This is a genomic window from Sphingomonas sp. P4_G2, assembly GCF_056401155.1.
The window spans coordinates 1-14,273 of record NZ_JBFUJY010000008.1 but is presented as its reverse complement, the minus strand read 5'-3'; the positions used below and the strand labels follow the sequence as shown (position 1 = coordinate 14,273).

Sequence of the window (14,273 nt, the reverse complement as noted above, 5' to 3'; positions counted from 1 at the left end):
TCAGATTCCCCTCAAGGCTAGCGCGGGCTCCGGCCGGAAAGTCGCGAAGGTGAAGTTCCCCAGCACGGGAAGGCCGGTCGAGTCGAACAGTCCGCCGGCCGAGCGGACCAATGGCGACCGCCATTCGCTGACCATCGCCGCGATGATCCCGAGCACCAGCCCGCCGAGCAACGCCAGCAACGCCAGCAGCGGCACGTTGGGGCTGGCCGGCAGCAACGGCCGCGTGGCGCGGTCGATCTGCTGGACATTGGTGGTCGGCAAGCCGCTTTGCAACCGCATCAGGTTGAGGCGCTGGGTAACCGCGTCGTAGGCGTTTTGTGCCGTCGTCACATCGCTTTGCAGCGCCTCGAACTGGCTTTGAAAACCGGTCAGTTGAAGCATGCGGCCGCGCTGGCCGTTGACCAGGCCGCGCAGCTGCCCCTCGCGCGAGGAGGCGGCCGAGCTTGCAATCCGCACCGCCTCGCTGGCGACCGCGGTCGCATTGCCGAGTTCTGCCCTGAGCGTGGTCAGTTCCGACCGCGCGGCCACCAAGTCGGGGTGGTTGTCGCCGTAGGTCGATGACAGCAGGGCGACTTTCGCGTCGGTGGAGGCTATCTGCTGGCGCAAGCTCGCGACGACCGCGCTGGACTGGACGTCGGGAGAGCGCGAGACCCGCGTCCCGGCGCGCGCGCGCAGATCAGCGGCACTACTTTCCGCGCTCGCCAGCTGGGTCGACAACGAACTGAGCCGGTCGGCCTCGAGCGCCAGGCTGTTGCCGCTGACCATGCCATGGCTGCGCTGGAAATCGCCGAGTTTGGACTGCGCGGCTTCCAGGTTGCGGCGGACCTCGGTCGTGCGCTGCTGGAACCAGCTGGCATATTGCTTCGCCGCGTCGGTGCTGATCTGCAGCCGGGCCGAGACGAATTGCTGCGCGAAGCTATTGGCCATCCGGGCGGCGAAGGCAGGATCACCCGATTTGAAGCCGACGGCGAGGACGTTGCTGTCTTTCTCCGGCGTCACCTCGACGCTGGCGAGCAAATATTGCACCAGCCAGGAATCGAATGGCCCCTTGGCGCCGGACTGCCTCCACGCCGCTGTCAGGGCAGCGTTGCCGGAGAGGCGGTTGGCGATGGCCACGCGGTGAGCGACCGAACTGCTCTTGATGAGGTCGGCCTGCGTGCCCAGCAGCGATTGATTGTCCTTCGCTGCGCCATTTTCTTGAACCGACGGATTGGGTCCGCCGTCGAACAGCAGCGACGCGCGTGCGATATAGACGCGCTGAGTGGTCGCCACCCACAAGGCGGCGAGCGCGGCGGTGATCGTCATGACGAGTACGACCAGTTTCCAGCGCGCCTTCAATGCCAGCATCATGTCCGACGAGAACATCTTCTCTCCCTCCCTCAAACCGCGATCGACAGCGGCAACGACGGCAGATCGCCATCATCCGGATCCGAACCATCCCTCGCGTCGTCTGCCTTGGTGTTCGCCAGCGCGCGTTCGAGCGCCATCATCGCCAGCAGGAATTGCGGCGCTGTGCTGTCGCGAAAGACGTATCGGCCGGCGCTGCCGCCTGGGACCAGCGCGTCGCCGAGCAGTTCGGCGGTCGCCGCGTCGGGGCACAGGCTGTCCTTGCCGGCCGCTTCGCGCGCGGCCAGTTCGGCGCGCGCGGCATCCGCGGCGTTCGACGTGGCGAGCGCCAGGAAGCGGTCATGATCGTCCTGATTGAGCATTCCCCAGGCCTCGCACGCCCGCTCGAGGCCTTTCCGCAGGATGGCGAGATCGACGGTATCCGCGCCGGCCTTCGTCGCCTCGATCGCTGCGACATAGCAGAACAACTGGGCGTGATAGGGCGAGCCGCAGGCCAGCGTGACGATCTGCGTCTTGACGGCCTCGTCAAACTCGATCCGCGCTCGCGCGGCGCCGCTGTCGATCAGTTCGATCACGTCACGCTGCGAAATGCGGCCGATCGGAATCGACATCAGATGACGACGCAGCGACGGATGGCAGTTGATCAAGTCGTCGAGTGTGTGGGCGATACCGACGATGAGCAGCTGGACGGGCACCTGCGCGTCCGACAAGAGCTTCATCAGCGTTGCTACTTGCTGGTCGACATCGGAATTCTGGACGCGATCGAACTCGTCGAAAATCATGATGACCTGCCGTTCGGGCGACAGGCGGGACAGGAAATCGACCACCTCGCGCGGCCCGAAGGCGCCCGAGAGTGCCTCACGGTTCCGCTCGAAATTCGCCTTCTCGCTGAACGGTACGCACGAATCGGGGACGAAGGCGAAATAGGGCCGCAGCAGATCGGCGAAGGACGCCGAGGCTTCGCACGCGGCGTAGATCACGACCGCCGACCGCTGATCGGCATAGTCGCCGAATACCTGCGCCAGCGATGTCTTGCCCGACCCTCGCGCGCCATGGATGATCGCATGCTGGCGATTGAACAGCACCGCTTCGAACAGGAGCTCGAGCTTGTCGTCGCGGCCGTGAAGGTCCTTGCGCTGCCGCACCGGATGGGCCGAATCGAACGCGGTGATGATCCGCAACATCGCGGTGCGCGGGTCGGGCGGGACATCTCGCGATCGCGGTGGCCGCGCGGGCGGCTCGACGCAGGGCGGTCCCGGCTCGGGCAGTGCGACCGGACCGACCGAGTCGGACGGCCTCCCGAGCAGCCAATCGCTCAGCCAAACGATGAAGCGTCTCAGCATGGTGTGATGCGTCCTTGACGACGATGGGCCTTGGCGACGATGGGCGAGACGGCGACCGATCATGTCGTTGCTCCCGCGGTTGAAACGATCGGCGATCGGACCGGCCGGATGGCGCGCCGTGCCGGCGGCGTGACGGCGGCGCGGAAGTGCGACGATCGCATGTGGCCGGCCAGCAGCCAGAGCGGCGCGGCGATCTTCATCGCGAAAACGGCGTTGCCGGCGACCAGCAGATTGATGAAGAAGAACGCCGACAGGCCCCAGGCGCAGCGGCGCTGCTCATCGGACCGGAACGGAACGATCAGGGCGACGTAGAGCCATAGGCAAAGCGTGCCAACGATCGAGCTCGAATAGAGCACGTAGGAATAGCCGCTGTCCGGAAAGGCGTCGGCTTCCAGCGCCCGCCCGCCAAGTGCGGCCTGCAAATCGGTGAGCGACAGCAGGTGGACCGACATCCCGATCCGGCCGGCCAGATCATCGTTTTCGGAAGGGCCCATCGCCAGGGTCAAGCCCACCGCCATCGCCAACAACAGCAATGGCAAGGCGAGCGTTCCGCGGCTGGGCAGCCGTGGAAAGAGGAAATAGCCGGCAAGCGCGATCAGCGCGAAGGTCGACGACATGCGGGTATTGTTGGACAGCAGCGCGATGACCGTGAAGGCGAGCAGGAAGAAGCGCGCCGATGTCGGCAGCGCGCGCCACCGCGCGATCAGATAGATGGCGGTCACACTGGCGAAATTGGCCAGCGAGGTCTGCTCCAGGAAGATCGACGAGGTGCGCGGCGTCTGGAAAAGGCCGTAGCTGAAGCGCCCGTCGAAACCGAGCGCATTGGGGAACAGGCCGAGTTCGTTGACGGTGTCGTCGCCGATCCCGCGCGTGTTGTGGTAATAGGATTGCGGCGCGAACAGGGTCGCGTAGCTTTGTACGGCGACCAGCTCGTAGAGCATACCCGCAAAGACGACCGCGACGGCAACGATCGCAAACCGGCGTACCGTGCGCGCGTCGCAACGGTGGCCCAGCATCGTGAACAGCACGATGATGGCGGCATTGCGCAGCGCGGTCACGACCAGAAAGCCGTTGATGAAGGACAAGATCAGCGCCCCGAGGACGAACAGGGTGCCGAGAAGGACCGGGGCGATGTCGTTCCGCCGCAGCCCCGACCGTAACAAGACCAGTGCGAGCGCCGACAGCAGCACGAATTCCGTGATCGCGACGTGCGTCATGGCGAGCGGCCTGACGTGCGCGTTCACGATCGCAAGGCCTGCGTTGTAGAGCATCGCCACGAGCCCGAAAGCGATGATAACCGTGCTGGGCAACCGCACATCGCGCGCGTCCGGGATGAGCGGATGTCCGGGAGCGGCCGAGTCCCGGCGTCTGGTGAAGCCACGCGCAGCCTCCACCTCATTTATCGCGTTTATTGAACGAAGTGGCCACATCTCCCCACCTGACCTTCATTCGAGAAGGTTTGAACCTTTCATCGTTGGGTCGGGCGGGCAACAATGCATAAGTAAAAGACGTTCGATCAAGTATTATGCTCGATTTGATTCCAGCGATAAATCAGTAATCCTAAAGATAATATCCGCTTCACCATTGCGTGATTCAGCGCGTGGTGTCGGCGGGCGCTCAACGGTTGTAATACCAAACAGGGTAAACCCGCTCTTAAGGGCGCTTTGACTCCCCGGGCCCGAAAGTTAGCGTCGGATCAGGGACTCGTATCGAACGTCGCAATCAGGGCGAACGTCGATGCGGCACGGACGCGGGCATTTCCCGACCGTCCCGCCACTGGGGGAAGCAATGCAGACCGACTTCAATATTGCCATCGTGGGTCTCGGCAAGATGGGCGTCTCTCATCTCGCTATCGCGCGCGAAACCCCGGGGCTGACGGTCATCGCGGTGTGCGACAGTTCGTCGCTGCTCGGCACCATGGTCGAGAAATATACCGGGATGAAGTTTCACTCCGACTATCAAGCGCTGATCGCGCAGCCGGAGCTCGACGGCATCATCATCGCCACCCCGACGCGCTTGCACGTCTCGATGGTCCAGCAGGCGCTCGATCGCGGGCTCCACGTCTTCTGCGAAAAGCCGTTGACTTTGACCGCGTCGGACAGCGCCGATCTGTCGCGGGCAGCCCGGCAAGCCGGTCTGACCGCCCAGGTCGGGTATCATAATCGCTTTCTCGGCACGTTCGCCCGCGCGAAGCAGATTGTCGATGATGGACTGATCGGCAAGATCCGCCACATCCATGCCGAGGCCTATGGCCCGGTCGTGCTTAAGCCGGCGAGCCGGACCTGGCGAAGCGCGGCGGCTGAAGGCGGCGGCTGCCTCTACGATTACGCCGCGCACCCCATCAACCTGATGAACTGGTATCTTGGCCGTCCGATTGCCTGTTCGGGAGCGCAGCTCACGCAGCAATGGTCGCGCGAAGTCGACGACGCGGTCTACGCCTCGCTGATTTTCCCGGACGGTGCCTCGGGGCAGGTGTCGGTCAACTGGGCCGACGAGACCGCCCGCAAGATGTCGACCAGGCTTTCGATCTGGGGCGACTGCGGCAAGATCATCGTCGAGCGGCAGGAACTGCAGGTGTTCCTCGGCGCGCGCGCCGTGCCGACCGCAGAATATCATTCGGGCTGGACGGTGCAATATATCACCGAGCTGACGCCGCACCCCGCATTTTATCTGCGCGGCGAGGAATATTCGGCGCAACTCGAGAACTTCGCGTCGGCGATGCGCACGCCGGAAATGCCGGGCGTCAACGATTTCGGCAGCGCGGCCATGACCGATTTCACGCTGCAGATGATCCGCGACGCGGCCAACAACCGACCGGTCCCCTATGCGCCGACGGCGATGGCCGCGTCCGCGCAGCCGGAATCCAAACGGCGCCGGTTCGCGCTGTTCGGGCGCATGGCGCAGCAGGGCTGATGCGATGATTTTCACTTCGGTCGGCTCAATGTTGCCGTTCGATCGGCTGGTTCGCGCGGTCGACGACTGGGCGGCCGCCAATCGCCACGTGCCGGTGCTGATCCAGATCGGCGATGGCACGTATCAGCCGCGCCATGCCGATTGGGTCCGCATGATGCCGCATGACCTGTACGCCCGGCGGCTCACCGAATGCAGTTTGTTCGTCGCGCATGTGGGAATTGGCTCGATCTTCCAGGCGCTCGAGGCGCGCAAGCAATTGCTCATGCTGCCGCGCCTGGCGACGCTCGGCGAGCATACCACCGATCATCAATTGCATACCGTTGCCCGGTTTCGCGGCACGCCGGGGCTGCGCGTCGTCGAGACCGTCCCCGACCTGCACGCCGAGATGACGCGCCTCCTCGACGCCCCGCTCGAAACAGAAGGAGGCCTTTCACCTTACGCGCCCCCCGCGATGACCGACCGGATTCGCGACTTTCTGGGCGCGGGCGTCAATTAAAGGAGGACGACGTGGAGCGCATCCTGTTCGGAGATAATCAGTTTTTCGGCATCAACCACATGTCGGAGGAAAAGGCCCGGCGGCAGGCAATGCAGTTCGCCGATCTGACGCCCGTTCTCGACACGCTCGCGGCTGCGCGCGATGCCGGGATCAATACCTTCATGTGCACCACCCATGATCGCGTGGCCGAGATCGCGGATGCGGTGCGACGCTCGGCCGACGAATGGCGGAACTACGCCTTCTATCCGTGCATGCCGTACGCGCACAAATATGCTAATGCGGTCACCGAGCTCGGCTATTTCGACGCGTTGCGCAAGTTCCTGCCGTCCAACGGGTTGCTCGATACGGCGCTGCGCGGCGGCAAGGCAATGATCAAGAGGGACATGGATAGTGTCGCTACGTTGCTCATCGATGCAGAGATGAAGCCATTCGAGGGTCTGTCGACGCCGGTGGTGTTCATCCAGAATGTCGTCACCGACCTGATCCTTGGGCTCGGTTATTTCGGGGCGTTCCGTACCTTCGCCGACCATGTGCGCGAAAAATACGGTGCCGAGGCAGGCTTCATCACGATGAACTTGCCGCGACTGGTCGAGGCGCTGGCCTCGGTCGGACTGCACAATCCAATCGTCTGCGCCAACGTCAACAAAATCGGCTTTCGCATGTCGGGTGGCATCGACGCCTATCGCGAGGCCGTCGCGCGGCATCCGACGCGAGTCATCGCGATGTCGGTGTTCGCCTCCGGCGCCATTCCCGCCGTGGAGGCGATCGAATGGGTGGTCGCCGAACCCTATGTCCGGTCGATCCTGTTCGGTGCCTCCAGCGAGCGCAACATCCGCAACACGGTCGACCTCGTTCGCACCTTCGATCGACGGGAAGCGCTTGCAGCATGACCTGAAAGAAACACTGATCCGTGGGGGAACAGCCGTGACAATATCGTTGATAAGCGTTCGGCATCGGCTCGGCCTGCTGGCTGGGACGGTTGTCGGTTTCGTCGCCGTATTTCCGGCGCAGGCGCAGGAAGTGCCGCTGCCCGACCTGCCGCCGCTCCAGCAGACGGTCTATCTTCCCGATGCCCGGGGCAAGGGCGACGTCGACATGGATGTGCGGACCCGGCATCGGCCCGAATTCGATGCGATCGGTTTTCCACTCGGCATCTGGCGACTCTACCCGTCGGTCGCGGCTGACATAGGCTATGAATCGAACCCGTTCGGCGACGCGCGCAACTCGGACTCGGCGGCGTTCGCCGCGCTGCGTCCGGCGGTTGGGCTCGACGCGGCACCGTCCTGGGGACAATTGGCGTTCGGCGCCAGTGGGCGATTTGTCCGCTTCCTGAACCAGGCCCAGGCCAATGAAGACAGCTACACCGTCAACGCTTACGGCCGCTACGACCTGACGGGCGACACCCGCATCGAGGGCGGTGCGAACTTCGGCCAGCGGATCGAGCGTCGTGATTCCAGCGGCTTTCCCGATGGCCGCGTCCAACCCGTAAGGTATATCCAGACCCAGGTGTTCGCGCGCGCGACGCATCAGTCCGGCGATCTGAGGATCATGGGCGCGGTCGACTATACCCGCTTCAACTTTCGCGACACCAAGGCGCTGACGTCGACGGGAGCCGTCGTCGGCATTATCGATCAGGATTTGCGCGACCAGCATATCCTGCGCGGCACCCTGCGCGGCGACTTTCGCGTCACCCCCGACATGGCGGTGTTCGTTCAGGGAATCGCGCAATCGGTCGATTATCGCGTCGCCACCATCGCGCCGGGCGTGCCCAATCTCGGGGGCAAGGCCTATACGGCGCTCGCGGGCGTCTCCTTTGCCGGCAACCGCCTCCTGCGCGGATCGATCGGGGTGGGCTATATTTGGCGCCAATTCGGCCGCGGTGGCGGGACCGACGCCAACGGCCTGGCGGTCAAGGCCGACGTGGCGTTATTCGCGACGCCGTTGCTGACGCTATCCGCCAAAGCGTCGCGGAGCGTCGAGGAAGCGGTGCTTCGGGATAGGTCGGGTTATGTCAGCACTGCCTTCAGCATCGGTGCCGATTACGAACTCAAGCGCTGGTTCATCGTTCGCGCGGGCGCCGGCTATCGCTACGACAATTTCCGGACCAACCCGCGCAACGACAAGGTCTTCGATGCCAATGTCGGTGCCACCTACAATGTCGACCGGCACGTCGCGTTCGAGGGCCGGGCAGCTTTCGTCAGCCGAACGGTCGACAACGATCCGTTTGCCGCCAGTTACAAGGACGTCACTGTCAGCCTCGGGATGCGCTACAGCTTCTGACCGGTTGGATAGTCTCGATCATTCGGCCAGAACGGCGCGGTGGAACCGCGCCACGCCGACCGCCCCTAGCACGAGCTCGAACAGCGTTTTGGAGAATAGTCGCAGCGCGGCCAGGTACAGCAGCGCACCCGTCGCGCTCAGTGCCGCGAGCAGCTCGATCGCCGGCAGACCCGCGGGCAGGATGTAACGCACCATCAGCAAGCCGCCGAGCATGACGACCGTTGCCGACAGCGATGGCAGCACAGCATGCCAGGCGTCGCGCCACTTGCCCCCGAAGGCGCGCAACGCGAAGCCGAGCCGCATCGGCACCAGCAGCAATGCCATGATCGAAACGGTAACGGCGAGCGTTACAGGGCCGAAATGCACCACGGCCAGAAAGGCAATGACATTGGTTGCCGCCGCGATGGCGGAGCTCAGCGAATCGAGATGCGACCGCTGAGCGACCAGCAAGGCCGAACTCGCGATGATGCCGAGCGACAGCAGATAGCCGCTGACCGCCAGCGCCGACAGGATCGGCGCGACTGCTGCCCAGCGATCGCCAAGGATGACGTGGACGACTTCCGGGGCTGTGGCCGCCAAGCCCGCAAAGGCGGGCGCGGTGATCGCGCTCGTGAACCTCAGTCCACCGCAAAGCTCGTGGCGGCGATGCTCGTCGTCCCGAGCGCTGGCGAAAGCGGACAAGGTGACCGCCGAGATCGCGTGGACAAGCATCAGCGTGGCCGATAGCAAGATCCGCTTGGCGGCGTTGTAGATGCCAGCAATTGCCGGCCCGAACCAGGCCGAGGCGAAGAACAGATCCGCGTCGTTGCCGATCGACGTCCACACCGCGCTCAGCGAGATGTGGCGGATCGAGTGGTAGGTCTCCTTGATATCGGCCCTGCGCAGCACGGGTCGGGGACGCCAGTCGGTGGAGAACCACAAGGTCGCGAGGCTGATGGCGTTGATGGCAAGCTGCTGTCCTACCAGACTCCACATCTCGAAGCCGTTGAGCGCCATGGCGATACCGATCGCGCCGCCGATCACCACCGATATCGTCGATCGAACCGCGAGCGCCCGAAAGCGCATGTTGCGCACCAGCCATGCTCCGTGGGCGCCGGCGAGGCCGTAGGCGAAGAGGAGGAGCGACAGCACGCGGAGCGGCTGCGCGGCGGTCGGCGTGCCGACCAAGGTCGTGAGCGGTCCGGCAAGCGCGAACATCACCCCCGAGGCGATCGCGCCGACCAGGGTAAGGAGCGTCAGGCTGACATTATAGTCGCGGTCGGTGATATCGGTCTTGGCCGTGAGCGCATAGGTGATCGGATCGATCAGGACGCGCCGCACGATTTCGATCGCCGCGAGACTCACCGCGACCATCCCGAAGCTCGCCTGCGAGACGAAACGGGCGATGAACAGGAAGCTGATGAGCGAGAGGATCTGGCCCGCGCCCTGGCCGAGCACCGCCCATGCGGCGTTCCGCGCGGTTTTGGCGTTCGATGCCATCAGATGCGACCCCCGGGGCATCGGATCACGCCGTCGTCTTGCCGCCGCCGCCGCGCGCGTCGGCGCCCGATGGCTGCTTGCGCGCATCGATACGGCATCCCGCCGCGGGCACGCCGGCTATTCGGGGATGGTCCGGCTTTGGCAAGAACCCCGTCACCGCTGGCCGGGCCCGGCCAGGACCAGCGCCTGTGCCGTGTGGACGCCGGCCCGGGCTCCCGCTTCGGCCAGCACCGAACGCGTGTAGGCGGCCGTCGCCGACCAGCGGATATGGATGGCGTCGTAGAAGGCCCTGGGATCGGGCTGGTGCCGGGTGGCATCATAGCGCGCCCCGGTGCCGACGAGGCTCGTCCGGATCATGTCGGGAAACGCGGTTGCGAACGCCCCGCCGCCGTAGCGGCTGACCCATTCCGGGTGCAGCGGCGTGATCGTGACGTCAAAGGCGACACCCTTGCGCTCGAGCATATGCGCCGTTTGCCGCAGGGCGGCGAAGCAGGCGGGATCGAGCTTCACCGCGCCATAGAACAGCCCGCGCGACCGATCGGGCTGGTTCGGCGCGTCGCCATAGCTGTTCTGGAAAAGCGGTTCGGGCGCGAACATGCTGCCGCGCGCCGTCCGGATCATCCCGGCATTGTACGCCAGCGTCAGCGGATCGAAATAGCGGGCGTAGAAACGCGCCGGCGACGCTTTGCCGAAGACGTACGCATCGGCGTCCAACACGTCGAATTGCGATGGGTCGGCCTTGGTGCAATTCTCGAAATCGAGCGGTGAGGCGATCAGCAGCACGTGCCTGACCGTCGGTAGGCGTGCCGTCAGCCAGGCCGATATCTTGCGTACCTGCGTCATCCGTGCACCACAGAAGCCGGCGTTGAATGGACGCAGCGACGGATCGGCGGCGATCGCTGCGGGGCTGTTGAAGTGCCGCCAGGCGGCCGATGAGCCGACGATCAGCAGATTGGGATCGGCTGGGATGCCCGCCCGCATGCTGTGCAGCTTTTCGTCGATGCAAAGGCTGTTGGAAAATTGCGGTGGGGGGAGCGTGTCATACGCCTTGAGCGAAACCAGAGCGGCCGCCAGCGTAGCGAACATCAGCAAGGCCCCGATGACCATCGCCAGCAAGTAGCGCCGCATCGGCTCCAGTCGTGGCGCGCTTTTTCCGAGCGGGGCGGCGAGCGTCGCCATCAGGCGGGCGCCAGCTTGGAATCGATCAGGCTCACGAAATCGCCGACATTGCGCAGCGATTCGAATTCGGCGGTGCGAAAACGCACGCCAAAGCGCTGCTCGGCCGCGACGATCAGCGTGATATGCGCCTGGCTGTCCCAGCCGGCCACGTCTTGCGCCGTCGTTTCCGGGCCGATGACGATGTCGTCGCGGTCGAAGACATCGCGCATCACATCGGCGAGCGCCGCATAAAGATCGTCGCTGGTCATGCGGTCGTCTCCAGTTCGAGATGGTGGGCCGGCGCTGGCCGATCGCCGATGTCGAGGCGCCAGAAACGCGCGTCTTCCGCCGCACCCTGTGGCGGCGTGATCGGTGTGAAGCCCAGCTTCTCGTAATGCTGTTCGACCATCGAATTGCGCCCGCTGGGGCGATATTCGCCGACCAGGCTGTTGATGCCACGCTCGACGGCAGCGTCGATCAGGACGGACAGCGCCGCCACCTCGACCTCGCGGCCGAGCACCCGGCAGCTCATGAGCCAGGTGTCGATCAGCAGCGTGTCGTCGGGCCAGGCGGCATCGCGGCGCGCGACGATCACACTGATCAGGCCGTTGTCGCCGAACCGGTCGCGCAGCCGGAAGCACAGACTGATCGCGCCGGGATCGCGTGCTACCTGTTCCAGTTCCGCCTCGTCGCGGCGGATCGTCGTCAGGTTGAATTGGTTGCTCTTGTTGATCAGTTGCGCCGCGCGCGGACGATCGACCGCGACCATCGGCCCGGAAACGAGCTTCATTTCCAGGCTGCGCAGGAAGCCATCCATGTCGGTCGCGTCGTCGAGCGCGGCGGCGCGGAGACTGTTGGCGGCATAGCTTCCGCCGCGTCCGAAATCATCGCGCGTGATCGCCGTGGCCTCGAAATACCCGGCCGCGGCAATCCGCTCTGGATAGAAAGCGACGTCATCCGGGAGTTCGGGAACCGCAACCTGGGGCAGTTCGCGGCGGACGATCTCGCGCTCGGCGGGATTGTCGTCGATGAACACGAGGCTATCGATGCCGATATTGAGATGTGCGGCGATCGCTCGGATATTCCCCGCTTTGTCGTTCCAATTGGCGACGAAGCAGGCGATGTCGGTATAGGCCAGCTGCATGTCGGGGTGCGTATCGAACACGGCGCGGGCGATGTCGGGATCGTTCTTGCTGCACACGGCGAGGATGACGCCTCTGGCCGCGAGCCGCCGCACATAATATTGGAAGGCGAGAAACGCTTCGCCTTCGGCGCTGCCCTGGCCGAGCTTGAGCTGGTCGATCCCGTCGTCGCCGACGACGCCGCCCCACATCGTGTTGTCGAGATCGAGCACGAGGCACTTGCGCGCCCGCCCCGTGGCGGCGGCGAGGACCTGCGCGACCAACTCGCCATAGAGCGGCGCGAAAACCGGATTGATGAGCTGCTTCGCCTGATACCAGCGAACCGGATCGTAGCGGCGATCGCTGCCATGCTCGCCGGGCATCCGCGTCGCCACGTCGACGAGCAACGCGCCGTCGTCGATCGCCGCGTCGCGGATAGCGGCATTGAGCCGGAGGACCATCGCCGCGGGCGATGCAGGAAGCAGCGCCTCGTTGGACCCGACGAGTGTCGGGGACTGCGGTAACAAGGTCTGCTGGATGGGCTGCGCGTTCCAGCGAGCACGGATACGCTGCCACCAGACGCGGATCGCGGCAACGGCCGCGGCGATCGCGTCGCGGACCTCGCCGTCGTCCGCCGACATCGGCAGGGTCGGGAGGATCGATTCAAGATCGAGCGCGAGCAGAACGTGGGTCGGCGCGAATCCGTCGAGTACCGGGTCGCCAGCCAGCAGCGCCGTGCGATATTGGCCATAATCGCCGATATGCGTCGCGATCGTCAGGCCGTGACGCAGTCCCCCGACCCGGATCGCCGGCGCCAAATGGTCGAGCGTGTGCGACCCCAGCAAGGCGAGCCTGACGGGGGTCGAGCCGGAGACAGGCGCGGCCAGATTCGCGGCGAAGCGATCGAGTCGGTTGGTCTCGATCGCATCGAGATCGTACGCCGCCAGCTGTACCGCCGCCATCGCTCGCTCGGCCGGGTCGAGTCCCTTGGCGGCGCGCAGGTCACTTCCCGGGTCGGACGGCGGCGGCAGCCAGGGCAGGAGCGACATCGGATCGGTCTCCATCAGAACTGGAAATAGAGGAATTCGCTCGGCGCAGAGGACAGCGCGTAGAGCAGGGTGATTGTCGAGACCGCGCCGACCACCAGACCGAGCGCGGGCGTCGGGCGCCACGGCACGATCGAGGCGAAGCGATCGGTCCAGCTTGGTGTGGGCTTGAAATCGAGCGCCGTGCGGTGGTCTCGCAACCATTGATAGGCGTTCGGAAAGGTCCAGACGACGATCAGGAAGACGACGATACGGACAACGTAGCTCGCCTCGAAATTGTCGAGCGAACCGATCGCAATGCCCATGCCATCGGCCAGCGACGCGATCAGCGGGATGCGGGCGACCGGACCGGGGAGCGTCACGCCGTTCAATCCCGTCATGCCGCGCAGCAGGTCGATCGCGGCGGGAACCGATGGCGCCCGAAAGAAGACCAATGCGACCGTCGCGCACAGGAAGGTCAGCAGAACCGATCCAGCGACGGTGAGCGGAGAGCCGGATTGCAACGGAAGGCCGCGATGCATCTTCCACGCGCGCCACGCGTGCGCGACGACCAGGTAGAAGCCATGCAGCAGGCCGAAGATCACGAATTGCCAGCCGGCGCCGTGCCAGACGCCCGAAATCAGCATGGTGAAACCTGTCGGCAAGGCGACCAGCGCGACGAACGTCGCCGGGGTCATCTTGCCGCGGCGCGGTAGCGGAAGCCCCTTCATCGCCCGTCGCCGCGTGAAGGCGACGACGATCGGATTGTAGATATAGGCGGTCAGGAAGCGCGTCAGCGTCATGTGCCAGCGCGACCAATAGTCGATGATGTTTCGCGCCTTGTAGGGGCTGTTGAAATTTGGCGGCAGCGAAATGCCGAAGAGCAGCCCGAGGCCGATCGCCATGTCGGTATAGCCGGAAAAGTCGAAATAGATTTGCAGCGCGTAGGATAATGCGCCGGTCCATGCCTGGATGAATTGTACGCCGCCGATCTCTGCCTGCACGAAGATCGGCCGCACCGCGACGCCGAGCGGATCGGCGACCATCACCTTCTTGAACAATCCGATGAGGAACAAGGTGAGTCCGATCGCGACCAGGTCCCAGCGCGGCC

General features: G+C 64.8%; 12 protein-coding genes. 4 read left to right on the top strand and 8 right to left on the bottom strand.

The genetic code is table 11. The features are described from left to right. From AC1DRD_RS19265 to AC1DRD_RS19255, 3 genes are read right to left on the bottom strand one after another with little or no spacing between them, the layout of a single operon-like run. Positions 1–1,365, bottom strand: a complete 1,365-nt coding sequence (locus AC1DRD_RS19265) for a GNVR domain-containing protein (protein ID WP_478042672.1) — start codon at positions 1,363–1,365, stop codon at positions 1–3. A 14-nt stretch (positions 1,366–1,379) separates the two neighbouring features. After that, positions 1,380–2,690 (bottom strand): ATP-binding protein, encoded by a 1,311-nt coding sequence (locus AC1DRD_RS19260; protein ID WP_478042671.1) that lies wholly within the window; start codon positions 2,688–2,690, stop codon positions 1,380–1,382. A 59-nt stretch (positions 2,691–2,749) separates the two neighbouring features. Next, on the bottom strand, positions 2,750–4,000 hold the full coding sequence (locus AC1DRD_RS19255; protein WP_478042670.1) for a hypothetical protein: 1,251 nt from the start codon (positions 3,998–4,000) through the stop codon (positions 2,750–2,752). Positions 4,001–4,427: 427 nt separating this feature from the next. On the opposite strand from AC1DRD_RS19255, the gene AC1DRD_RS19250 reads away from it, so the two are divergent. Genes AC1DRD_RS19250 through AC1DRD_RS19235 form a run of 4 tightly spaced genes read left to right on the top strand, consistent with a single transcriptional unit; the run spans position 4,428 to position 8,379 of the window. Then, positions 4,428–5,603 carry a Gfo/Idh/MocA family protein gene (locus AC1DRD_RS19250; RefSeq protein WP_478031844.1) on the top strand — a complete coding sequence of 392 codons (1,176 nt, stop codon included), beginning with the start codon at positions 4,428–4,430 and terminating at the stop codon, positions 5,601–5,603. A 4-nt stretch (positions 5,604–5,607) separates the two neighbouring features. Then, positions 5,608–6,099 (top strand): glycosyltransferase, encoded by a 492-nt coding sequence (locus AC1DRD_RS19245; protein ID WP_478031843.1) that lies wholly within the window; start codon positions 5,608–5,610, stop codon positions 6,097–6,099. A gap of 11 nt (positions 6,100–6,110) precedes the next feature. Beyond that, positions 6,111–6,989: a hypothetical protein gene (locus AC1DRD_RS19240; RefSeq protein WP_478031842.1), complete on the top strand. Its 879-nt coding sequence runs from the start codon at positions 6,111–6,113 to the stop codon at positions 6,987–6,989. 34 nt (positions 6,990–7,023) lie between these two features. Continuing rightward, positions 7,024–8,379: an outer membrane beta-barrel protein gene (locus AC1DRD_RS19235; RefSeq protein WP_478031841.1), complete on the top strand. Its 1,356-nt coding sequence runs from the start codon at positions 7,024–7,026 to the stop codon at positions 8,377–8,379. A gap of 18 nt (positions 8,380–8,397) precedes the next feature. On the opposite strand, the gene AC1DRD_RS19230 is transcribed toward AC1DRD_RS19235, so the two are convergent. From AC1DRD_RS19230 to AC1DRD_RS19210, 5 genes are all read right to left on the bottom strand, one after another. Next, the gene (locus tag AC1DRD_RS19230) at positions 8,398–9,858 is read right to left on the bottom strand and encodes a lipopolysaccharide biosynthesis protein (protein ID WP_478042669.1); all 1,461 of its coding nucleotides are present in this window, start codon (positions 9,856–9,858) and stop codon (positions 8,398–8,400) included. Positions 9,859–10,011: 153 nt separating this feature from the next. Further along, the gene (locus AC1DRD_RS19225; protein ID WP_478042668.1) at positions 10,012–11,037 is read right to left on the bottom strand and encodes a hypothetical protein; all 1,026 of its coding nucleotides are present in this window, start codon (positions 11,035–11,037) and stop codon (positions 10,012–10,014) included. Beyond that, positions 11,037–11,285, bottom strand: a complete 249-nt coding sequence (locus AC1DRD_RS19220) for an acyl carrier protein (RefSeq protein ID WP_478042667.1) — start codon at positions 11,283–11,285, stop codon at positions 11,037–11,039. Before AC1DRD_RS19220 ends, AC1DRD_RS19225 begins: the two co-directional genes overlap by 1 nt. Then, positions 11,282–13,186: an HAD-IIIC family phosphatase gene (locus AC1DRD_RS19215; protein ID WP_478042666.1), complete on the bottom strand. Its 1,905-nt coding sequence runs from the start codon at positions 13,184–13,186 to the stop codon at positions 11,282–11,284. Before AC1DRD_RS19215 ends, AC1DRD_RS19220 begins: the two co-directional genes overlap by 4 nt. A 14-nt stretch (positions 13,187–13,200) precedes the next feature. Further along, positions 13,201–14,273 (bottom strand): MBOAT family O-acyltransferase (locus AC1DRD_RS19210; protein ID WP_478042665.1); only part of this gene is annotated, 1,073 nt, incomplete at its 5' end.